Below are 22,256 nucleotides of genomic sequence, written 5' to 3'. Positions count from 1 at the left end.
ATCGTCATTACCTTAAATCACCGAAACAACAGCGAGAAATCCATGACATTCACCGTTTGGTTATCACTATTTACCATTTGTATTTTAGGCGCGATGTCGCCAGGGCCAAGCCTAGCGATGGTGGCCAAACATAGCCTCGCTGGTGGGCGTAAAAATGGGTTTGCAACGGCGTGGGCGCACGCATTTGGTATTGGTGTCTATGCCTTCATTACCTTAATTGGCTTAGCGGTTGTACTGCATCAATCCCCCTTACTGTTTAAGACAGTAGGCTATGCAGGCGCGTTGTATTTGGCCTATTTGGGTATCAATGCATTACGTTCAAAAGGGGGCGTGGCGGCTAAATTAGAATCGGGTGAGACGGTCAGTGTGTGGCAGTCGGCTAAAGAGGGATTATTGATTTCTCTGCTTAGTCCTAAAATCGCGCTATTTTTCATCGCGTTATTCAGTCAATTTGTCGCCATCGGCAACGAACTGAGCAGCAAAGCTATTATTGTGTTAACACCATTTTTAGTGGACGGGCTTTGGTATACGTTCATCACCTTAATTCTTTCTAGCCCAATATTACTCGATAAACTGCGCGCGCGTGCCGTATTGATTGACCGTTTGTCGGGCGTAGTACTGATTGCGCTTGCCATCCGTGTCGTCATGACTCTTTAGCTAATACCCAAAAAACGGGAGGAAATGCCTCCCGCTTCTAATCAGTTTCGCCGTGCCAATGAAAGAGTGCGAATAGGGTTGTTCATCGATAGTGTGCTTGAGTTTTTTCTTCATACTCACCTTCAATAACGTAGCCGCTTTTTGACGTAAAGGTGTGGCGCTTGAGCTGCTTCTCTATACGTTTGCCAGTGATGATCGCTGCAATAGCGAGAGGAATGGCGAGCAGCAAACTCAGCATCAACGCGAAAAACCCTACAACCAGCGCAAATGTAGTCACAATAAATCTATTCATAACCTGTACCTCTTTCTGAATTGAAGCTAGGTTAACGCAGCCAAGATGAATCCAACATGAATGTTGTGTCTCTAATTTTTTGGAGTTGTATGGACGATGTTCATTCCCCCAATAATATTGGGACTCTGACAGACAGTTCAAATTTTGAGTCATTTTGGTGTCTTTGTTTGTGGTGTGAGTGAACTCCCACTGACATTAGTTCTTTCTTGGTTTGAACAAAAGGCGATCGTTATCGATCTGACGCTACTCGCATTGGGTGTGAAAGAAATTTATATCGGACCAACTGCACCAGCATTACTCATCGAAACTTGATAAATATTTTGCAACCTTAGGCTTTGAATGACCAGAAGGCGCTGCGTGAACAAGGCTATGCCTTAGCGTGTTCGAGCAGATTAGTTTCGGACGTTGAAATCTCATTGAACTGATCACGTCATAAAAAAGCCGCCTTATATCAAAAGGCGGCAAGCAGGGGGAGGTGAGATAAACACTCACTATTATTATGTTGTGGAGATAAAAACAATATTAAGCCGTTTATTGGGCGATAGCTGGGAAAGTTCGGTAACGAACGCCCATCATCTGCTCCATACAATGTACAACTTGGCCGCTGTAGCCAAATTCATTGTCATACCAAATGTAGAGCACGCAGCGGTTGTCTTGAGCGATCGTCGCTGCGCCATCAACTACGCCAGCATGGCGAGAGCCTACCAAATCACTTGAGACAATTTCTGTTGAATCGGTGTAATCAATTTGCGCTGAAAGTGGCGAGCTAAGCGCCATTTCACGTAAATACGCGTTAAGATCTTGCTTATTCACTGCATTGGCTAAGTTGAGGTTAGCCACGGCCATCGACACGTTTGGCGTGGGGACACGAATTGCATTACCGGTTAACTTACCCGCGAGTTCAGGTAACGCTTTGGCAACTGCCTTGGCAGCACCCGTTGAGGTTAACACCATGTTGAGCGATGCGCTGCGGCCACGTCGTTCACCTGAATGGAAATTGTCGATAAGGTTTTGGTCATTGGTAAAAGAGTGCACCGTTTCGATATGGCCAGAAAGTACGCCATATTGATCATGAATTGCTTTCAATACCGGTGTGATAGCGTTGGTGGTGCAACTGGCGGCTGAGATAATGGTGTCTTCGGGCTGAATATCAGCGTGGTTTACGCCGAACACGATATTTTTAATCTCACCTTTGCCGGGTGCTGTCAGCAGCACCTTGCTTGCCCCTTGACAGTTCAAGTGTTGACTAAGCCCTTCGCTATCACGCCAAACACCAGTATTGTCGACCACTAACGCGTTATGAATACCATAGTGTGAATAATCAACCTCTTGTGGCTTATTGGCGTAGATGATTTGGATATAATTGCCGTTGGCAATAATGGCCTTGCGAGCCTCATCGATGATGATGCTGCCGTTAAACTGGCCATGAACTGAGTCACGGCGTAGCAAGCTTGCCCGTTTTTCTAAATCTCCTGCTTTACCCCCACGAACGACAATCGCTCGCAAGCGCAGTGGATAGCCCGGGCCACTTTTTTCTATCAAAAGACGAGTCAGCAAGCGACCAATACGACCAAAACCGTACAGCACCACATCCTTAGGCTCACTGAGTGTTTCACCATTCAACGCACCATTAAGCGCCGTTAGCAGGTAATCTTCAAGGCCATGTTCATCATCATGTTGTTGCCAAAATTGATGAGCAAGTTGGCCAATGTCGATACGACATGGCGACAGAGCAAGCGTGGTCAGTTTTTGTAAAATCGGCATCGTTTGCTGGGTTGAAAGCGCCTCACCTGTGTAGCGACGAACAACACGATGTGCCTTGATGATATCAATGGTGGTGGCGTTGATGAGTGTTTTTCCAAATAAAACCACTTCAACACCTTGTTGGCGATAAAGCTGACCGATGAGGGGAGACATAGATTCAGCAATCGTTTGGCTGGCTTGCCAGTCTGAGAGATGTTTCTCTGGGCTCATATTGACTTGGGACCTTTCACGTTATGTTAAGCAGTAATGTTCACAGTGTAGGGCTGGTGAACGCGTATCTTGCACGGTCATCTGTGCTGAGATACAAGTCGATGTTTATTGTTGTTTTTATGTGGCCGGATTGTAAATGTGGAATGGTTATTCTGCTAGCAAAAATAATGACGACATTTTTTACTGAAAACTAGGTAAAAATCAGCGTATTGAGTGGTTTTTGGCGGTGGTTAGAGATATTGACAAATTCTAAAGTCGCGACTTATTTTGTGATGATAATGGTCTGCTTCAAATATTTGATGTGGAATGGTTTTTCTTTTTCATAAAAATGAGATTAGATTCAAATTGTTATCTTAAAATGTGGTGAGTTTTCGGTTAATTCACCATCACGCTTATTGGATGAATCGTGACGCGCAATGCTTTCGTTACTGCGCTGGTTTTATCTTAATAAGAGCGCAGACGCATAAAATAACGTCTACTATTTAACCATTGGCTAGGATGTATTACTTCCAAGGATGATAACAATGGTAATACTTACCCACTTCTCAATTAAGGCACGGTTGTTCTTACTCTGCCTCATACCAACACTGGTTATTCTGGCTGTGGCATGGCGTCTATTCCCCCCATTTGAAAGCCGTTTAGATACATACCATGTGTTGAACCAAAAGATTGGAGCAATCAATCAGGTCACCACCAGTTCAGCCCTTTTTTATACCTTGCTCAGTGCGCAGCTGCGCAGCGAAAATAGCGAGGACTCTCGGCCGCAGCTCAAGCAGGAGCTAGCTGAATCGCTGGATAAAATTGTGCTGGATACAAATAGTCATTTTGGGAGTAAAAGTAACCGTACATTGATAGAAAACCGTGTGCTTGACCTTCACCATTTGTTGGATGAGTTGCCGTCGGCCTCACAAAGCGAGACCCTAGAATTAGGCCGCCAAGTATTTAATCTTTTGTATGAAGTGATGGCCGATCTGCAAAAAACCAACAGTTTTCTTGCGCCTGTTGATATCCATACCTTGGATCTGGTGTATAGCGACCTGCATTGGTTTGCATTTTGGGTGCAAAAAGAGGCGTGGTTAATCAAAGAATTAACCATGGATCAAGAGGTGTTTCAATCTCGACAAACAGAATACTTTCAAGCTGTTGAGCGCCAGCAACAATACTTCGAACGTATCATTGATAACGGTGCTCAACTCGAACAACTGATGCTGTCGTTTACGCAACCTGAATTTCTCCAAGCCGCTTTGATTCGCGAAAAAATCGTTAGTAATGAAGCCGATTCTCAAGCATTAGCTTCTTATGTCAAAAATGTGGAAGAGCGTTACTTGGCGATAGATAAACTGGTGCAAAGTGTCAACCAACACTTATCGACTCAACTGAATGTGCGTCTCCAGCAAGAAAAAATGAGTATGTTAAGTATATCGGCATCGCTGTTGGCCGTGTTGGCGCTGCTGTTTGTGCTAGGAGCAAGTACCTCATCTCGCATCTCGTCAAAGCTTAAGCGGATCATCAATACCATGAGTCGATTGCGTGAAAAGCAGAACGGCATTGAACAGATCCCGATTGATGGCAAAGATGAGTTTTCCCGCTTTACAATCAATCTCAACCATATTATTGAGAAACAGCAACAGTACGAGAGTGCTTTGGTGGAAACAAAGGAAGCGGCAATTGCCGCTAATCGAGCCAAAAGCGCGTTCTTAGCCAATATGTCGCATGAGATCCGAACGCCTCTTAATGGAATCATCGGTATGACTGAAATATTGTCACGCAGCGAGTTTACGGGGAATGAGCGTGAAATCCTGGCCGATATTGATACCTCTTCGCAAGCGTTGCTGATCTTGATTAACGATATTCTCGATTTATCTAAAATTGAATCAGGCAACTTGGAGCTTGCTCCACATCGCTTTGAACTCGCTGAATTGGTATACGACACGGTGAACTTGGTGAACGCGAAAGCGTTGAGCCAGCATATTGAGCTTAATATTTATCTCGACCCTGCATTACCTCGTTTTATCATCGCGGATGAATATCGTCTGAAGCAGGTCTTGATGAACTTGTTGTCCAATGCGGTGAAATTTACCAAAGATGGTTATGTCAACACGGGTTTAACCTTAGAAACGGGCGATATAATCTCGATACGTTTTGCTGTATCCGATACGGGAAGTGGCATCGATAAAGAGATGTTGAACACGATTTTTGATCCATTTATTCAAGAAGATAGCAGTATTACCCGTCGTTTTGGTGGGACTGGGTTAGGGTTGGCTATCTGCCGTCAATTAGTTGATCTGATGCAGGGTGACATTCATGTACAGTCCACTAAAGGCTTAGGTAGCTGCTTTGAATTTGTCGTCCCGATTGAGGTTGCCGAAGATCAGCCGCAAGTTGAGCCTCTTGCCACGCAGGCGTTGTTAATTACCAATATGTCTAACTACTCATCCGCTATTCGGCGTGAATGCGTTCAATGGGGGATTCAACTCAATGAAGCGCGTGATGTTGAACAAGCAGTCAAGAGTGGGCTTAGCGCCGTATGTATTTTATATTGCCAAAGCTTAAGCCACAGCGTGCAATCGGATCTCATTGCGCTACGTGAGCATTTTTCAAGTGCAAAAATAGTGGTTCTGCAGCATCACTTGTTCGTCAACAAAGACGCAATTCATCTTGCGCAGGCAAGTATCACGTTGCCTTTTTTAGGGGCGCGTTTTGAACGTGCCCTCAAAGCATTAGTGGCCGATACAGAAACGCTTTTAACGCCAGTCGAGGAGAGTCAGTTAGACTACTTAGAGTGCAATCATAAGCGTATTTTGATCGTTGAAGACAATTTGATGAACCAAAAAATCGCCAGCTTCTTCCTTGAAAAAGCAGGGATTGGTTATGTGGTGGCCAACAACGGGCAAGAAGCGGTAGATGCCATCACCCAAGGGGGACATTTTGCTGCGGTGTTAATGGACTGCATGATGCCAGTGATGGATGGCTTAACCGCGACTAAGAAAATCCGCGAATGGGAAAAAGAGCAAGGCGTTGAAAAATTACCCATTATCGCCTTAACCGCCAGCGTTTTGGAGGAGGATATTAAAAGCTGCTTTGACGCGGGCATGGATGCGTATTTGCCCAAACCTTATAAATCCAAGCAACTTTTTGATATTTTTAGCGATCTGCAAGTGGCGAACTCTTGAGAAGATAGCCTAATCGCTATTTTTATCGATTTTCGAAATTTAAATTAATTGACCTTACCCCTAGGGCAAGCTTTAGTCTGTTGGAGTTTTCAGTCAGATAGTGATATTGGATATGCAACTTTCGCTGCATACAATTTGGGTTTCCATGTTGGTGATGATGACGCTGCTTGCTTCAAGCTTAGTGTCTAGCGCACCTTTAATGGCGATCACAATGTCACCGATTTCGGCTGTATCACATTCAGTGACTGACGATGCAAACCCGCCGCAACACTGCTCAAATATGAGCGCCGCTCACCATGATTCCGATGCAAGTGACATGACGTCATCAGCGATGAGTAACGATTGTATCGATCACAGCGACCAAGGTGTTGATTCCTGTTGCAGCGTCATGTGCATGACCACGTTAGCTTTCTTTATCACTGAACACCAACCCTTCACACCTCACGCGGTTTTATTGTTGATCAATACAGAAGCAACGCGTGGCATTGTGATGGTAGCTCGCTCACTTTACCGTCCCCCTATCGTTTAATTTCTCTTTCATTACGCCTATGGCGTGTTTGTGCGGCCTTTAACTAGGTTCGTGACTCTCTGTTGCATCTCAACCTTTTGCGATGCATGAAAGATGGAATTTTATTGTGAACCTTAAACTCTCTGTGATCGCTTGGTCGATCAGTATAGTGGGCGTTTTGTCATTCCCCTTGATGGTGAATGCAGCCCCACAAGCCGCGATGGCTCAGCCAGATTCGCATGCAAAACAATTAGCTCAGCTGATTGACGCTGCATTATCGAATGATGCCGTCCGCAAGCAATATTTTGCTCAGTCTCAAGCAATACAAGAAACTGGAATGGCCAGCTCAACCCTGATGGATCCTAAGATCAAAGTTGGCTTTGGTGGTTTGCCCATTGATAGTTTTAAGTTTGATGAAGATCCTATGACTAACATTTCTGTGGGCTTAATGCAGCAGTTTGAACGGGGTTCAAGCTTGGCATTACAAGCGAAAAAAGCAAAGCAACAAGCCACTGGTGTTGCGCTTCAGGTTAATTTACGTGAGTTGGAAGTGGCAAACAGCATGACTCAATTATGGTTAGAGTTAGGCTACCAACAACGCGCTGAACGTATTGTGCGGGCAAACCAAACCTTAATGCGTGAGCTGGCTGGTTTTATTGAAACGAACTATTCATTAGGTAAAAGTGAAGCGCAAGATTTGCTGCAAGCGCGGTTACAAGTTTCCAAATTGGACGACAAATTACAAGCCAATCAACAAATGCAGCAACGCATTGTGTCGCAATTATCCGAATGGTTAGGTAGCGCTTGGTTGGTTGAACAGCCTATGTTAGCCGCTGAAGAGTCAGTGAACTGGTCCCGTTTAGATGCGCAATTGGTTACGGTTAACGACAGTACCACTCACTACGCTTTGTTGGTCACTCACCCGATGGTCGGCATGGCAGAAGCGGCAGTTCACACCAACCAAACGCAAGTCGAAATAGCACAAACGGCCTATCAACCTCAGTTTGGTGTGGAAGTGATGTACGCCTATCGCCAAGCAAGCAGTATGCAAGGCGGACCCGCAGCCGATATGGTCAGTGCTTATCTCACCATGGATATCCCGCTGTTTACGGGGAGCCGCCAAGATAGAAACCACGCTGCGGCGCAATATCAAGTGGGCGCGGCTAAATCACAGCGCGATGTTCTATTGGCGCAGATGAACGCCAAAGTGAATGCCTTATTGGTTGATAAAATGAACCTCGAACAGCGTTTATCGCGCTATCAAACCACCTTATTAACGCAAGCGAAAGCCCGCACTCAAGCGGTTGAGAGAGGCTATGAAAACAATACCTCCCAGTTTAATGATGTCGTCAGTGCTGCCAGCGATGAACTAGCGCTGCAATTAGAACAAATGCGCCTAATGACCGATTTAAACCTAACCAAAAGTAACCTTGCTTATCTGTTAAATGGGTTCGATTTTCAAGTTAGTGCGCCTTCACTTACGTCTGTAGAAAAACTTACCTCTTTAGAAACACTTACGCCTGTAGAAAAGTAGGAGAACTCAATGAAATCATTAAACATAGCCGTACTTTCCTTAGCGATAGGTGGATTACTGGGGTTTAGCATCAATCAATACCTGTCTGGTCATGATATGGAGACAATGAACTCAACCAATGCGATGTCTGAACCGCTGTACTGGGTTGCGCCGATGGACCCAAACTATAAACGTGATAAACCGGGCAAGTCACCGATGGGGATGGATCTCATCCCTGTGTACACCGAATCGCCGACGCAAGCACAAGAGAAGAGTGGCACGGTGACCATCAGTGCTGCGGTCGAAAATAACTTGGGTGTGAAAACGGAACCCGTGGTGTTTGCGCAGTTATCTCCACGTATTGAGACAGTGGGCTACATTGCATTTGATGACAGTTTATTGTGGCAAACGAACGTTCGCGTTGCCGGTTGGGTTGAAAAACTGAACATTAATGCGGTTGGAGAGCAGGTTCGTAAAGGCGATGTCTTATTTACGCTCTACTCACCGGAGCTGGTTAAAGCGCAGGAGGAGCTGTTAAATGCTCATCGAGCCAGCCGTGAAAGTTTACTGAAAGGCGCAACCGAGCGTTTGGTTTCACTGGGTGTTGATCGTGAACAGATCAGACAGATTATCGCTCGAGGAAAAGCCACTCAATCGATAGAGGTCAAAGCCATTGCTGATGGGGTGATTGCGAGTTTGAATATTCGCGAAGGGGGTTACTTATCGCCAGCGCAAGCGGTGATAAGCGCAGGTCCTTTAAACGAAGTGTGGGTCGATGCTGAGGTATTCGAGCGCCAAGCACATTGGATTACGTCGGGTAGTTTAGCGTCAATGACACTGGATGCTATTCCCGGCAAGGAGTGGCAAGGGAAGATAGATTACGTCTATCCCATTTTGGATCCGAAAACCCGAACGCTGCGTATGCGTTTGAAATTTCTCAATCCGAAGGGGGAGTTGAAGCCTAACATGTTCGCCAATATCGCTTTGCAGCCCGTATCGCAACAAGCGGTGCTCACCATTCCTAAATCAGCAGTCATTCATTCGGGCGGCATTACGCGAGTCGTACTTGCTGAAGGAAATGGCAAATACCGTTCAGCAAGGGTTGAAGTTGGCCGCGAAGCAGGCGAGCGCCTTGAAGTTTTACAAGGGTTAACGGAGCAAGACACGGTCGTCACGTCGGCGCATTTCCTATTAGATTCAGAGTCGAGCCAAAGCGCTGATTTATCACGTATTAATGGGGTGGAAGCTGCCAATGAAGCTTGGCTTACGGGAGACATCAGTACGCTTATGGCTGATTTCGGGATGCTCACACTTAACTATAAACCGGTAAGCAAATGGGGCTGGCAAGCGGGACAGATGAACTTCACGGTTGAGGAGGAGTTTGATCTCAGCTTATTTGCTGAAGGGCAAAGGGTTCGATTTCTAGTGGCAAAGCAGGGTGACGAATATGTACTAAAAGCACTGGAAGCGAGTGAGCAGGCAAATAGTGAGACGAACATTACCGCCGCAGAAACGTTAGGAGGTCAACAATGATTGGTGCGATTATTCGTTGGTCGATCAATAACCGTTTTTTGGTGTTGGTGGCGGCTCTGTTTCTCACTTTGGGCGGACTTTACAGTGTAAAGAACACGCCTGTTGATGCTTTACCGGATCTCTCAGATGTGCAAGTGATCATCAAAACCAGCTATCCCGGCCAAGCGCCGCAGGTAGTCGAAGATCAGGTCACTTACCCGCTCACAACGGCGATGCTTGCCGTCCCGGGGGCAGAAACGGTTCGTGGTTATTCATTCTTCGGTGATTCCTACGTCTACATCATCTTTGATGATAAAACCGATATGTATTGGGCTCGCTCGCGGGTATTGGAATATCTAAGTCAAGTGACGCCAAAACTGCCACCCAATGCCAAACCAACCTTGGGGCCAGATGCGACGGGAGTTGGCTGGATCTACAGTTATGTACTGCAAGATAAAACCGGCCAACACGATCTTGCGCAGCTACGCAGTTTGCAAGATTGGTTTTTGAAGTACGAGCTGCAAACGGTGAATGGCGTCTCCGAAGTGGCTACCGTTGGCGGCATGGTTAAGCAGTATCAAGTGCAAATTGATCCGGCAAAGCTACGCGCTTATAACCTGACTTTGCAACAAATCAATGCGGCGATCCAAAATGGTAACCAGGAGTCGGGAGCGTCAGTGATTGAGGTTGCGGAAGCCGAACACATGGTACGCACCAGTGGCTATCTGACCAGTATTGATGACATTAAAGCGCTACCACTGAAAGTGACCGACAGAGGAACGCCATTATTGTTAGGTGATGTGGCGGATATTAACCTTGGCCCACAAATGCGTCGTGGTATTTCTGAGTTTAACGGTGAAGGAGAAGCGGTTGGAGGCGTGATCGTGATGCGTTTTGGTGAAAATGCTAGCCAAGTGATTGATGACGTCAAAGCGAAAGTGACTGATCTCCAACGCAGCTTACCGGAAGGTGTCGAAATTGTTGCCACTTATGATCGTTCAACCTTGATCAATCAAGCCGTTGAAAACCTTTGGCATAAGCTAGCAGAAGAGTTCATTGTCGTTGCGGTCGTGTGTGCGCTGTTTTTATTCCATATCCGCTCATCATTAGTGATTGCTTTGAGTTTGCCCGTGGGCATTCTATCGGCTTTTATTGTGATGCATTGGCAAGGTATCAATGCCAATATCATGTCACTTGGGGGGATCGCCATTGCTATCGGTGCTATGGTCGACGGGGCGATTGTGATGATCGAAAATGTGCATAAACATATTGAACGCACCCCACTGACCGACAAAAATCGCTGGCAGGTGATTGGCAAAGCCGCTGAAGAAGTCGGTGCGCCACTATTTTTCTCACTACTTATCATTACGTTAAGTTTTGTGCCCGTTTTTGCACTCGAAGGCCAAGAAGGCAAGATGTTCTCGCCATTGGCGTTTACTAAAACCTATGCCATGGCCGCCGCCGCAGGTTTAGCGATCACGCTTGTCCCTGTTCTTATGGGCTATTTTGTGCGTGGCAATATTATTTCCGAGCACAAAAATCCTATCAATAAAGGGCTTGTGGCACTTTATCGTCCACTACTCAACCTGAGTTTGCGTTATCCCAAAAGCATGATTGTATTGGCTTTGGCATTAATGGCTTCCGCTTATTACCCAATGAGCAAATTAGGCAGTGAGTTTATTCCGCCATTAGATGAAGGCGATCTCATGTACATGCCGACAACCTATCCGGGGATCTCGATTGGTAAGGCGCGTGAGCTATTGCAGCAAACCAATAAACTCATCAAAACCGTACCAGAGGTCAAAACCGTGTGGGGCAAAATGGGGCGTGCAGAAACCGCAACCGATCCCGCGCCCTTAACCATGATTGAAACGGTGATCCAACTTAAACCTCGCGATCAATGGCGTGAAGGCGTAACCACAGAATCGCTACGTAAGGAATTTGACAGCTTAGTGCAATTTCCGGGGTTAACCAACGCGTGGGTGATGCCAATCAAAACACGCATCGATATGTTAGCTACAGGGATCAAAACGCCGATTGGTATCAAGATAGCGGGTCCCGATCTCAAACAGATTGAAACCATCGGTGCGCAGCTTGAACCTATCCTTAACCGCGTTCAAGGCACAGCATCGGTTTATGCTGAACGTGTGGCTGGTGGACGTTATGTAACGATAGACATCAATCGGTTACAAGCGGCGCGCTATGGGCTAAGCATTAAAGATGTGCAACAAGTGGTTTCAACCGCAGTGGGGGGCATGAATGTAGGGGAAACCATTGAGGGGTTAGAGCGTTACCCGATCAATGTACGTTACCCGCAAGATTACCGTGATTCGGTAGTGAAGCTGCAAAACTTACCTTTGGTGACTCAAAACGGTGCACGTTTGGCCTTGGCCGATGTGGCTGATATTCGCTACGAAGACGGCCCGCCAATGATCAAAACCGAAAACGCACGGCCAAACGGCTGGGTCTTTGTCGATATTGATGGACGCGATCTCGGTTCATATGTGGCAGAGGCGCAACAAGCGGTAGCGGAGCAATTACAGCTGCCAGCGGGATATTCTCTCGTATGGTCTGGTCAATATGAATACATGGAGCGAGCAAAAGCACGCTTGAGTGTCGTCGCACCGATCACGATCGCAATCATCATGTTGCTACTCTATTTCAGTTTCCGTCGAATCGGAGAAGTGTTGATCATTATGGCGACATTGCCGCTGGCGATGGTGGGTGGCGTGTGGTTGATGCACTACCTTGGCTACAACTTTTCAATCGCCGTGGGGGTGGGCTTTATTGCACTTTCAGGTGTTGCGGTAGAAATTGGCGTGATCATGCTCGTTTATTTAAACCAAGCTTGGCACTACAGAAAAATTGATGCGCAAGAAAATGGTGCGGTCATTGACAGCCAAGATCTCATCAATGCTATTGGCGAAGGAGCAGGACAGCGCGTGCGCCCAGTCATGATGACGGTACTGACAGTTATTATTGGCCTGATCCCGATTATGTATGGCACGGGAACTGGTTCGGAGGTAATGCAGCGCATTGCCGCCCCCATGATTGGAGGCATGGTTTCAGCACTATTGCTCACATTATTGGTTCTACCTGCGGTATTCAAGTTATGGAAAAACCGTGAAATCGCAACACTCAAATAGCGTGCAGCTGGCAAAGTAAAAGCTAAGCACTAATCGGAAAATAAATAGTAACTGAATGAATTTAAGGAAAATCAAAATGAAAAAAACACTAATCACACTTTCACTGGCGTTGTTCACTTCTTCTGTCATGGCTGAAATGGATCATAGCAAAATGGATCATGGCAGCATGGTGATGAAGCAAACAGACACGATGAACATGGCGATGGATGACATGTCAGAAGTCGGCATGCCTGCTAAAGGAGCAAAACCCGATAAAGTGGTGCATGTTTTACTCTCGGATGACATGAAAATCACCTTCAAAAAAGAGGTCAACATCGAACCGAATGACGTGGTGCAATTTGTTGTCATGAACACGGGCAAAATTGACCACGAATTTTCGATTGGTTCAGCCGCCGAGCAGCTAAAACACCGAGAAATGATGCGCCAAATGGGCAATCATAAACACGATGGCGGCAGTGCCGTCACCGTGGCACCGGGTAAAGCGAAACAACTGTTATGGCACTTCCATGGTGATAATAATGTTGAGTTTGCCTGCAATATACCCGGCCATGCTGAAGCTGGGATGATTAAGAAAATTCAGCTGTAAGCCACCTTGTTGATTGCGACAAGGTGATCACGGACGAACGGTACTAGCTCGTTTTTGTAACTGGAAGCCAACGTTTGTTGATTCCAGTTCAAGAGTTTGTTCTTTGATTTGTTTTAATAAGCGCTCAGCGGCCAAAAGACCAAGCTGTTCATAATTGACATGAGCGGCACTAATGGCTGGAAAAGCATACTGACAAAGAGATGATCCATCCAAACAGATGATGGCCATTTCCGTAGGAACTTTAATCAGCCTACGCTGACACTCGAATAATACTCCCAGAGCTATTTCTTCGTGGCTACATACCACAGCATCAAGCGTTGAGTCCCTTAATAACAATTTAGAAATTCCTTCCTTACCTAAGTGTGCAGAGGGAGCTTCATGAGTTGTTAGAAAGTGATCAGGTGCTTGGTAGTTATCAATTAATGCGCTTTGCCAACCCCGCAGTTCATTTCTTAGAACGGAGTGGTGGCTACGTGCTCCAATAAACCCTATATTTTGATATCTATTTTCAATGAGATGTTGAGTACATTGTTTGCCAACTTTGTAGTAATCAACGCCGACATTCAGATACGTTGATGACTCATTCAACTCAGCAATTTCAATGACGGGAATGTTAGCGCGTTGAAGAAGTTGATGACTTTTTGAACTGTGCTCACTCCCGAATAGCACAACAGCTGCTGGTTGACTTTCCAAGAAAGTGGCTAATAGTTTCTCTTCATTATCAATGGAATAATCACTATAACCGAGCAGTAACTGGTATCCATGACGGTTAAGCGAATGTTGGAAATTGGGTAAAAACACAGCGCAAGATTTTTCAATTAGCGATGGGATGATTAATGCTATTGAATAGTTTTCGCCAGATGCTAAAGCGCCAGCTGCTTTATTTGGGATATAACCTAGTTCTTCAACAACAAATTCTATTTTTTCTCTTAGTTTGCTAGAAACAAGCTCAGGTGTTCTTAATGCTCTTGATACCGTCATTGTGCCAACACCCGCCTTAGCTGCGACATCGGCAATGGTAACCTTTCCCGTGCTTCTACGTTTTCGCGATTCGCTCATATTTATCTTCATGTTATTAATAAGTTAGCGATGTGATTTTAACACACACACTCGGGCGTGTTGATATTACCGTATAACTATTGTTGCACCGATACATGAAATACTATGATTTCAATAAATGATAGCGCTATCACAAATCAAGCCAACACATAAAGATAGCGCTACCATTTGTGATTTCGATCTGGTTTTCTATTTGGATAGACAGATAAATTGATGCTACCTATTCATATCAAGAACCTAAAAAATGTTACGTGAACTATTAACCGAAGACGTTATTCGAGTGCATAAATCGGCTGACGACTGGCAAGATGCAATTCGCAAAGCATGTCAACCATTGATTGAAAATAAGGCCATTAATCCAAGTTATGTTGAAGCTATATTTCGGTCACATAGGGAGCTCGGTCCTTATTATGTTGTTGGACCTGGAATGGCGATGCCTCATGCTCGACCTGAAGATGGGGTTAATCGTTTAGCATTTGGCCTAACGGTAATTCAAGATGGAGTTAACTTTAATTCGGATGGCAATGATCCTGTAAAAATGCTGGTTACTTTGGCCGCGACAGATAGCAATAGTCACGTAGATGCAATATCTAAATTAGCCGAATTATTTATGAATGAAGAAGACGTAGAATATATCTGCTCAGCCAAATCTGTTGAAGATATTTTGCGTGTTATCCAAGACTATTAATAGTAAAAACACGATAAATAATAGTAAAAATACAATAAAGCAGAGGGTGAATATAATGAAAATTATGGTAGTTTGCGGCCACGGCCTAGGTACAAGTTTGATGATGGAAATAAGCATAAAAAATATAGTGAAAGATCTAAATGTTGACGCTGAAATCGACCACATAGATTTAGGTTCCGCAAAGGGGACCGTTTGCGACATCTTTATTGGTACAAATGATATAACAGACCAACTAAAATCATTGGGTGTTGAGCCTAAGATTGTGAGCTTGGATAATATGGTCGATAAAAACGCAATGAAAGAACGTTTGTCAGCGGCTCTTCAAGAACTTGGTGTGTTGTAGGAGGCACTATGGAATTCTTTAATTTTTTAATGAATGACGTGCTTTCTGAGCCAGCAGTGTTAGTTGGCTTGATCGCATTAATAGGTTTGATCGCACAGAAAAAACCATTGACGGAATGCATTAAAGGTACCGTGAAAACTATTTTGGGCTTCATTATTCTTGGAGCTGGTGCGGGGCTAGTTGTTGGTTCGCTAGGAGATTTTGCGACCATATTTCAGCATGCTTTTGGCATTACTGGTGTCGTTCCAAATAATGAAGCCATCGTGTCTATTGCTCAAAAGTCATTTGGTAAAGAAATGGCGATGATCATGTTTTTCGCGATGCTGGTAAATATATTGATTGCACGCCTTACACCATGGAAATTTATATTCTTAACAGGGCACCACACTTTATTTATGTCGATGATGGTGGCTGCAATTTTGTCATCAAGCGGTATGTCCGGTATTCCATTGATTGCCCTAGGTTCCATTGTCGTTGGTAGTGTTATGGTGTTTTTCCCAGCAATTGCACATCGATATATGCGTCAAGTTACAGGTTCTGACGATGTTGCTATTGGTCACTTCTCTACGCTTTCTTATGTATTAGCTGGTTTTATTGGTAGTAAATTTGGTAATAAAGAACATTCTACGGAAGATATGAATGTTCCTAAAAGTTTACTATTTTTACGTGATACACCCGTTGCGATCTCATTTACTATGGGCATCATCTTTATGGTGACCTGTCTATTTGCTGGTGGGGAATTTGTGCGTGAAGTGAGTGGTGGAAAACATTGGTTTATGTTTGCGCTGATGCAATCTATTACGTTTGCGGGGGGTGTATATGTCATCTTACAAGGTGTACGTATGGTTATTGCTGAAATTGTTCCTGCGTTTAAAGGTATTTCAGACAAACTAGTTCCTAATGCTAAACCAGCATTAGATTGTCCTGTGGTATTCCCCTATGCCCCAAATGCTGTCTTGGTCGGCTTTCTATCTAGTTTTCTGGCTGGCTTATTAGGTATGTTCTTACTCTACATTATGGGTTTGACAGTGATTATTCCTGGGGTTGTTCCACACTTCTTTGTTGGTGCTGCCGCAGGGGTATTTGGTAATGCCACAGGTGGGCGTCGTGGTGCTATTTTGGGCGCATTTGCGCAAGGTTTATTGATCACGTTTTTACCTGTATTTTTAATGCCAGTGCTTGGAAACCTAGGTTTTGCTAACACAACGTTTAGTGATGCTGATTTTGGCGCAGTTGGTATTTTACTCGGCCTGATTGTTCGTTAACGCTCCCAAACAAAAACCGCCCTTCCAATTTGGCAGGGCGGTTTTTTTGACCATTGATTAATTATTTCAAATCACTAAGCGGTAGCCAGTTTACTTTAACACCCGCTTGTAAAAACATATCTTGGCTGACTTTGATCTTATCACCCCAACGGGATAAGAAGTCTTCTGTTTGCTCTGGGCAGTGTACTGCGGAAATCCCAGTTTGAATGATTTTTGCTGCACAGTTTGGGCAAGGAAAATGTGTCACATAAATTTCGCAACCATCCAAATCACGCTTGGCGAATAGGATGGCATTTTCCTCAGCATGCAGTGTTTTGAGGTATTTCATATCACGATCATCGGTGCCTGCACTGTCTGAAATACCATGCGGGTAACCGTTAAATCCAACCGAAACGATGCGATTTTGCTTAGTGATCACTGCGCCGACTTGCGTGGAGGGATCTTTACTCCAAGAGCCAACAAGTTCTGCCATTTGGTAAAAGCGCTGTGCCCATTTCGAAATCATGTGTTGTTCCTCTGACGATTTTCTTGCATTTCCTCAGTAGCGAGGGAGATATGTGATTAAGATCGACATCAATATCCTAGTTTTCTCACACTTAGTCTAGAGCAATTCTCATTTCTAAACAGAATTCAGCCGTGCCAATCAGTATTAGAGTGAGAGCTCTATCTCATTTCGTGCGGGTATCTTAGCTACGGCGATAGGCAATTATAGGATTAAGTTTGTGAGAGATCTCTTACACGTATCGTGAGACTTTAACGTTTTGCTATGCAATAAAAAGAGATTGAATTCCTATAATTATTTGAATTTAAATGATAATTTTCATTCGGTGTCTTTCTGGTAGAGAAAAAACAACAGGTGGGGGATTGCTGAAAAAAGTGAAATCCGTAATCTGAAGTTGTCAGCAGGAAGCGGACACGGAACAGGAAAGACCCAAGGATAGGTCATCTTCAGGACGAAGATTCGATAATTCAGGAAGAATGATCGGCAAGGATAGCGAAGGACATTAGCTGGATGCTGAATAACTAGGATGGTTATCAAGGAAAGTTAATGGACGGTGCAAAGGAAAAGTGCACAAATCTGTCGGGACGACGGAGTTAAGGACACCGCTAGGAAGGCGATGAAAGGGAATGCGCTGAGGGAATCAGCAAACTATCAAGGAATTGATGCAGGGAGCACTTATCAGTAGCTGGATTGCTGCGAGTAAGAACTGGAACCCCACTAAGCGAGAGCTTAGTGGGGTTTTCTTTATTTTGGTTACCTGAAAATAATGGCCACCTGAAAATAATAAGTGGTGAGGTTAACATTGCTTCCTGCGGAGTAACTCCAGATAATAGGTGAAAATAATGAAAGGATATGATGATGATTCGCTTAGCCGTTATTGGAACCAACTGGATTACTGACCAATTTATCGAAGGGGCATTAAAAACGGGGGAATTTCAGCTAGTAGCGGTTTATTCCCGTTCGCTGGACAGGGCGAAACAATTTGCCGAAAAATACGATGCTCCTGCTTTGTTTACTGACCTTAAGAGCCTAGGTGAGAGTGACAATGTGGATGCCGTGTACATCGCCAGCCCGAATGTACTGCATGGTCCACAGTCGATTCAAATGATGCAAGCGGGCAAACATGTTATCTGTGAGAAGCCGCTGGCTTCTGATTTCTCATTAGCACAGCAGATGTATCAAGTTGCCAAACAACATGGCGTAGTATTATTCGAGGCCTTTATAACCCCACATTTGCCCAATTTTTCCGTTCTCAAACAAGAGCTATCGCAGATTGGCGCTATCCGTAAAGCGGTGCTCAGCTACTGCCAGTATTCCTCTCGTTACCCTAAATATCTCAAAGGTGAGATGCCCAATACCTTTTTGCCCGAGTTCTCTAATGGTTCGATCATGGATATTGGTTATTACTGTTTGGGCTCAGCCATTGAACTGTTTGGTGAGCCTAAATCGGTGCAAGCCCAAGCGCATTTACTGGAGACGGGGGTTGATGGTAACGGCAGTGTGATCTTAGGATATGACGGTTTTGATGTGCTATTAATGCATTCAAAAACCAGTGACTCCTATTTGCCGAGCGAAATTCAAGGTGAAGAGGCCGCACTGCACGTTGAGATGATCTCTACCTGCAACCGCATCACGAGAATTAACCGTGGTGGTCAAACCCAAGATCTGAGTATTGAGCAACACGCCAACCGCATGTTTTACGAAGCACAAAAATTTGCAGATCAGATACAGAACAAGACAATAGATGAGCAATGCAAATTACGCTCACTCACCGTTTCCAAATTATTGACAGAAATACGCCGCCAAACGGGCGTGATTTTTCCAACCGATAACCTGTAGTTTCATCGCACAGAGAAGAGAGCAAAAATAATGCAAGCTGAAGTAAAGTGGGTCGAAAATTTCAAGTTCTTGGGCCAATCCCAATCTGGTCATTCGGTGGTGATGGATGGCAGTGGTGGTGCAACCGCACCTAGCCCGATGGAGATGGTTCTGATGGCCGCGGGAGGTTGTAGCTCTGTGGATGTGGTTGATGGCTTAAAATCGGCCAATCAACAGGTCACTGCATGTAACGCCAAATTGACGGCTGAGCGCCGTGAAACCGCACCTCGGATTTTTACGCTAGTCAATATCCATTTCGACGTATCAGGCGTTGATCTTGACCCTAATGTCGTTGAAAAAGTGACGGCCGATTCATTAGAAAAGTACTGTTCTGTCTGCTTAATGTTAGGCAAAGGTGTCACAATGACTCACAGTTGGTCGATTGTTTAAGCCATTCAATCAATAAGACTAGGAAAAAGCAATATGCTCTGATCTTGCCTTTTCCTGTGCGTTACAGGTTGGTTGAAATTAAAGAGGAAAGTGAAACAGTGAGCTTTTCTCTTTTTTCTTTTGTTTATCCAAGTAGTCTAAATACACTAGATGCATAAGGAGGAACGGCTCATGACCGAAATGGAAAAAATGATGAATGGTATGGTGTTTGACGGTGCAGACCCAGAAATGGAAGCCATTCGTAGTAAAGCAGGACATTTACTGTTGCAGATCAACCAATGCGCCGATGCTACAGCCCGCCATCAATTGCAAACTCAGCTATATCGTCAAATTGGCCAACAAAGTGTGGTGCAGCCTCCTTTCTATTGTGAATTCGGTGAAACAATTTCCATTGGTGATGAAACCTTTATCAACATGAATGTCACTATGCTTGATGGCGCTAAAATCACGATTGGTAATCATGTTTTGATTGGCCCTAACACCCAGTTTTATACACCAGCGCATGCTTTGGATTATCGCAGCCGCCGCTTGTGGGAAACATTTTGTAAGCCGATTACGGTTGAAGATGACGTATGGATTGGTGGCAACGTTGTGATTAATCAAGGAGTCACGATTGGTGCGCGTTCGGTTGTCGCGGCAAATTCAGTGGTCAATCAGGATGTGCCAGCTGATAGCCTAGTCGGAGGCACACCAGCGAGAGTGCTCCGTTCATTAAAAGAAATGAATGGAACATCTGACCTGCATAGTTCAGTTAAGGAAGGGCATCATTGAAGCAGCATAAACATACACTATTTGGTGTTGCGGCTATCTTGCTGTGGAGCTGTCTAATGGGGCTAATCAGAACAGTCACCGAGCAATTTAGCCCAATTGGTGGGGCGGCGCTGATTTACACTGTGAGCTCAGTATTTCTGATGCTTGTCATGGGTGTGCCTACATTCAAACACTTTTCTCTGCGTTATGTTCTGATCGGTGGCGCGCTTTTTGTGAGCTACGAAATCTGCTTAGCATTAGCGTTAGGTATGGCCAATGATCGCCATCAAGCGCTTGAGATGGCAGTGATTAACTATTTGTGGCCAGCCTTGACGGTGTTGTTTGCGGTATTTCTCAGCCGTAAACCCGTCCATATTCTAGTGTATCCAAGCGTTGCGCTCGCATTTGTTGGGGTTGCTTGGACCATTACTGGTGATAGTGGATTTTCGGTGATGCAAATATCAGCCAATATTGCGACTAATCCCTTAACCTATAGCATGGCGTTTGGCGGGGCGATTATTTGGGCTGTTTATTGCAATATCACCAAACAGTTAGCCAATGGACAAAATGCCATTATCCTGTTCTTTATGGCTACTGCTATCGCCCTCTGGATTAAGTATTTTCTTAGCAGCGAAAGCACTTTAGTGTTTACCGTTCCAGCAACCTTGAATTTAGCGTTAACGGGTGTGGTGATGGGCAGCGGTTATGCACTTTGGAATGTGGCAATCTTGCGTGGCAACATGGTTCTATTGGCGACTCTTTCTTATTTCACGCCAGTGATTTCAACCTTGCTTTCATCGCTAATCTTAGGTGTAGCACTTGGGCTAAGCTTTTGGCAAGGTGTGATTATGGTGACGATGGGTTCTTTAATTTGTTGGTGGGCGACCAGAGAACGTCAATCGACGGTGCAAGAGAAAATGCCAATAGCCTGACATCGTAACAGCTTTGCTATGTATAAAAAAAGCCCTCTCGGGAACGAGAGGGCTTTTTCCGTTTAATTGAGACTGATTAACGAGCTACGTTCATGGTTAATTGCAGTACGAATGGCAGCTTTGATAAACGCTTATGTAGCGAGCGACGAGTACTTTCGATATCTTCGAGTGCAATCATTTCATTCTCATCAGGGCGAATATCGACATTGACCCACAGCTCATGACCGACTTTAGTCACCGCAGTCAACTCGATATCTTGCTCTGATTCTTCACCTACGGCAATGACACCTTGATCCACGGTTTTACAAATCTCTTTGCTTGGTGACATCATCAACAATTCACGCGTTGCCGATTTAAGCATGTCATAAGGCACTTTGATAAAATAAAACGACATTAATAGCATCATGATTGGGTCTGCATAGACGGCATATTTTGCCCAAGGAGACAAGGTCATCAACCAAGCGGCAATGAAACCGACCGTTACCGCGACGCTTAATAGCGTGTCCATTTGCCACTGTTTTACTTCAGCGTCAATCAAACCAGAAGAGTAACGTTTACTCTTGTTGACCATGAACCACCACGCAATCGCACAACCAATCACGTTCACTGTGCCAAAAACAGTTGCGATAGAAGCATCCACTTCTCGACCACCGCTAAACAATGCCATGACAGCCGAGTACAACGAATAACTCACGACTAACAAAATAACGCTGGCTTTGATAGCAATAACCGCAGGTTCTAGCACCGCGCGTCCAAAGGGAAAAGTCGAGTCAGAAGGTTTACGAATGTAGCGTGACGCCACCAGCGACAATAATGTTAACAGCAAACTAACCAGTGAATACACACCGTCAAACATGATAACCAGTGAACCGACAAGCATACCAACCACAAGTCCGCCACCAGCAAAGCCAGAAGCTAAAAGGGCTGAAATCGTCAAAATGCGATTTTCATTATTTCTTGTTCGAGCACACATAAAAGACTACCTGTTGAAAACATGCTGTTATTTTGGCTTAAAGCACGGTTTTGACAATCTCTAAGTGCATTGGTCGTTGGCTTGAATATTGGGAAGTAAGTTTATTTTTAATTAA

Annotated in this window: 19 protein-coding genes and 1 pseudogene; 15 read left to right on the top strand and 5 right to left on the bottom strand. The window is 44.8% G+C overall.

The window, feature by feature from the left end; translation table 11 throughout:
• Positions 1-42 precede the first annotated feature (42 nt).
• On the top strand, positions 43-657 hold the full coding sequence (locus DD616_RS02860) for a LysE family translocator (RefSeq protein ID WP_013868407.1): 615 nt from the start codon (positions 43-45) through the stop codon (positions 655-657).
• Between the two features lie 82 nt (positions 658-739).
• Here the strand turns inward: DD616_RS02860 and DD616_RS02855 are convergent, their stop codons facing one another.
• Entirely contained in the window at positions 740-949 is a 210-nt protein-coding gene (locus DD616_RS02855; RefSeq protein WP_017045072.1) for a hypothetical protein, read from the bottom strand.
• 162 nt (positions 950-1,111) lie between these two features.
• Between DD616_RS02855 and DD616_RS02850 the strand changes: the two are divergent.
• Positions 1,112-1,255 (top strand): annotated as a pseudogene (locus DD616_RS02850) (hydroxylamine reductase); the annotation flags it as partial.
• A gap of 225 nt (positions 1,256-1,480) precedes the next feature.
• Here the strand turns inward: DD616_RS02850 and DD616_RS02845 are convergent.
• Positions 1,481-2,923 carry a glyceraldehyde-3-phosphate dehydrogenase gene (locus DD616_RS02845; RefSeq protein WP_208871424.1) on the bottom strand — a complete coding sequence of 481 codons (1,443 nt, stop codon included), beginning with the start codon at positions 2,921-2,923 and terminating at the stop codon, positions 1,481-1,483.
• Between the two features lie 515 nt (positions 2,924-3,438).
• Here DD616_RS02845 and DD616_RS02840 point away from each other — a divergent pair.
• The 6 genes from DD616_RS02840 to copI all read left to right on the top strand — a co-directional run bounded on the left by DD616_RS02840 (position 3,439) and on the right by copI (position 13,361).
• Complete coding sequence (locus DD616_RS02840) at positions 3,439-6,096, top strand: ATP-binding protein (RefSeq protein ID WP_208871423.1); 2,658 nt, start codon at positions 3,439-3,441, stop codon at positions 6,094-6,096.
• A gap of 112 nt (positions 6,097-6,208) precedes the next feature.
• Complete coding sequence (locus DD616_RS02835) at positions 6,209-6,625, top strand: hypothetical protein (protein WP_040122740.1); 417 nt, start codon at positions 6,209-6,211, stop codon at positions 6,623-6,625.
• A gap of 82 nt (positions 6,626-6,707) precedes the next feature.
• Positions 6,708-8,138: a TolC family protein gene (locus tag DD616_RS02830; protein ID WP_208871422.1), complete on the top strand. Its 1,431-nt coding sequence runs from the start codon at positions 6,708-6,710 to the stop codon at positions 8,136-8,138.
• 9 nt (positions 8,139-8,147) lie between these two features.
• Positions 8,148-9,650, top strand: a complete 1,503-nt coding sequence (locus DD616_RS02825) for an efflux RND transporter periplasmic adaptor subunit (RefSeq protein WP_208871421.1) — start codon at positions 8,148-8,150, stop codon at positions 9,648-9,650.
• On the top strand, positions 9,647-12,775 hold the full coding sequence (locus tag DD616_RS02820) for an efflux RND transporter permease subunit (protein WP_208871420.1): 3,129 nt from the start codon (positions 9,647-9,649) through the stop codon (positions 12,773-12,775). The genes DD616_RS02825 and DD616_RS02820 overlap by 4 nt, the downstream gene beginning before the upstream one ends.
• Positions 12,776-12,851: 76 nt before the next feature.
• A complete protein-coding gene (gene copI / locus DD616_RS02815; protein ID WP_306307605.1) occupies positions 12,852-13,361 on the top strand; it encodes a copper-resistant cuproprotein CopI in 510 nt (169 codons plus the stop codon).
• Positions 13,362-13,388: 27 nt separating this feature from the next.
• Here the strand turns inward: copI and DD616_RS02810 are convergent, their stop codons facing one another.
• The gene (locus DD616_RS02810; RefSeq protein WP_017048181.1) at positions 13,389-14,420 is read right to left on the bottom strand and encodes a LacI family DNA-binding transcriptional regulator; all 1,032 of its coding nucleotides are present in this window, start codon (positions 14,418-14,420) and stop codon (positions 13,389-13,391) included.
• A 244-nt stretch (positions 14,421-14,664) separates the two neighbouring features.
• Between DD616_RS02810 and DD616_RS02805 the strand changes: the two genes are divergently transcribed.
• From DD616_RS02805 to ulaA, 3 genes are read left to right on the top strand one after another with little or no spacing between them, the layout of a single operon-like run.
• Positions 14,665-15,108 (top strand): PTS sugar transporter subunit IIA, encoded by a 444-nt coding sequence (locus DD616_RS02805; protein WP_017048182.1) that lies wholly within the window; start codon positions 14,665-14,667, stop codon positions 15,106-15,108.
• 55 nt (positions 15,109-15,163) lie between these two features.
• Complete coding sequence (locus DD616_RS02800) at positions 15,164-15,451, top strand: PTS sugar transporter subunit IIB (RefSeq protein WP_017048183.1); 288 nt, start codon at positions 15,164-15,166, stop codon at positions 15,449-15,451.
• A gap of 8 nt (positions 15,452-15,459) precedes the next feature.
• Entirely contained in the window at positions 15,460-16,716 is a 1,257-nt protein-coding gene (gene ulaA / locus DD616_RS02795) for a PTS ascorbate transporter subunit IIC (RefSeq protein WP_019282681.1), read from the top strand.
• 61 nt (positions 16,717-16,777) lie between these two features.
• Here ulaA and DD616_RS02790 read toward each other — a convergent pair whose 3' ends face one another.
• Positions 16,778-17,221 (bottom strand): dCMP deaminase family protein, encoded by a 444-nt coding sequence (locus DD616_RS02790; protein ID WP_010319355.1) that lies wholly within the window; start codon positions 17,219-17,221, stop codon positions 16,778-16,780.
• A gap of 849 nt (positions 17,222-18,070) precedes the next feature.
• Between DD616_RS02790 and DD616_RS02785 the strand changes: the two genes are divergently transcribed.
• The 4 genes from DD616_RS02785 (at position 18,071) to yddG (ending at position 21,168) form a co-directional block, all read left to right on the top strand.
• Positions 18,071-19,057, top strand: coding sequence for a Gfo/Idh/MocA family protein (locus tag DD616_RS02785; RefSeq protein WP_013868419.1), 987 nt, complete (start codon positions 18,071-18,073; stop codon positions 19,055-19,057).
• Between the two features lie 30 nt (positions 19,058-19,087).
• Positions 19,088-19,486, top strand: coding sequence for an OsmC family protein (locus tag DD616_RS02780; protein WP_026028175.1), 399 nt, complete (start codon positions 19,088-19,090; stop codon positions 19,484-19,486).
• Positions 19,487-19,657: 171 nt separating this feature from the next.
• A complete protein-coding gene (locus tag DD616_RS02775) occupies positions 19,658-20,257 on the top strand; it encodes a sugar O-acetyltransferase (protein ID WP_026028176.1) in 600 nt (199 codons plus the stop codon).
• Positions 20,254-21,168, top strand: a complete 915-nt coding sequence (gene yddG / locus DD616_RS02770; protein WP_208871419.1) for an aromatic amino acid DMT transporter YddG — start codon at positions 20,254-20,256, stop codon at positions 21,166-21,168. The genes DD616_RS02775 and yddG overlap by 4 nt, the downstream gene beginning before the upstream one ends.
• A gap of 76 nt (positions 21,169-21,244) precedes the next feature.
• Here the strand turns inward: yddG and DD616_RS02765 are convergent, their stop codons facing one another.
• Complete coding sequence (locus tag DD616_RS02765; protein WP_208871418.1) at positions 21,245-22,141, bottom strand: cation diffusion facilitator family transporter; 897 nt, start codon at positions 22,139-22,141, stop codon at positions 21,245-21,247.
• Between the last annotated feature and the right edge of the window lie 115 nt (positions 22,142-22,256).

The sequence above is a fragment of the Vibrio anguillarum genome (assembly GCF_003390515.1).
Classification (GTDB): Bacteria; Pseudomonadota; Gammaproteobacteria; order Enterobacterales; family Vibrionaceae; genus Vibrio; species Vibrio anguillarum.
Note: the sequence above shows the minus strand (reverse complement) of the source record. Positions and strands in the feature narration are given on the sequence as shown.

Coding starts and splice junctions, on each gene's coding strand:
- DD616_RS02860 (WP_013868407.1), top strand. CDS start 43: ATGACATTCACCGTTTGGTTATCACTATTTACCATTTGTATTTTAGGC.
- DD616_RS02855 (WP_017045072.1), bottom strand. CDS start 949: ATGAATAGATTTATTGTGACTACATTTGCGCTGGTTGTAGGGTTTTTC.
- DD616_RS02845 (WP_208871424.1), bottom strand. CDS start 2,923: ATGAGCCCAGAGAAACATCTCTCAGACTGGCAAGCCAGCCAAACGATT.
- DD616_RS02840 (WP_208871423.1), top strand. CDS start 3,439: ATGATAACAATGGTAATACTTACCCACTTCTCAATTAAGGCACGGTTG.
- DD616_RS02835 (WP_040122740.1), top strand. CDS start 6,209: ATGCAACTTTCGCTGCATACAATTTGGGTTTCCATGTTGGTGATGATG.
- DD616_RS02830 (WP_208871422.1), top strand. CDS start 6,708: ATGCATGAAAGATGGAATTTTATTGTGAACCTTAAACTCTCTGTGATC.
- DD616_RS02825 (WP_208871421.1), top strand. CDS start 8,148: ATGAAATCATTAAACATAGCCGTACTTTCCTTAGCGATAGGTGGATTA.
- DD616_RS02820 (WP_208871420.1), top strand. CDS start 9,647: ATGATTGGTGCGATTATTCGTTGGTCGATCAATAACCGTTTTTTGGTG.
- copI (WP_306307605.1), top strand. CDS start 12,852: ATGAAAAAAACACTAATCACACTTTCACTGGCGTTGTTCACTTCTTCT.
- DD616_RS02810 (WP_017048181.1), bottom strand. CDS start 14,420: ATGAGCGAATCGCGAAAACGTAGAAGCACGGGAAAGGTTACCATTGCC.
- DD616_RS02805 (WP_017048182.1), top strand. CDS start 14,665: ATGTTACGTGAACTATTAACCGAAGACGTTATTCGAGTGCATAAATCG.
- DD616_RS02800 (WP_017048183.1), top strand. CDS start 15,164: ATGAAAATTATGGTAGTTTGCGGCCACGGCCTAGGTACAAGTTTGATG.
- ulaA (WP_019282681.1), top strand. CDS start 15,460: ATGGAATTCTTTAATTTTTTAATGAATGACGTGCTTTCTGAGCCAGCA.
- DD616_RS02790 (WP_010319355.1), bottom strand. CDS start 17,221: ATGATTTCGAAATGGGCACAGCGCTTTTACCAAATGGCAGAACTTGTT.
- DD616_RS02785 (WP_013868419.1), top strand. CDS start 18,071: ATGATGATGATTCGCTTAGCCGTTATTGGAACCAACTGGATTACTGAC.
- DD616_RS02780 (WP_026028175.1), top strand. CDS start 19,088: ATGCAAGCTGAAGTAAAGTGGGTCGAAAATTTCAAGTTCTTGGGCCAA.
- DD616_RS02775 (WP_026028176.1), top strand. CDS start 19,658: ATGACCGAAATGGAAAAAATGATGAATGGTATGGTGTTTGACGGTGCA.
- DD616_RS02765 (WP_208871418.1), bottom strand. CDS start 22,141: ATGTGTGCTCGAACAAGAAATAATGAAAATCGCATTTTGACGATTTCA.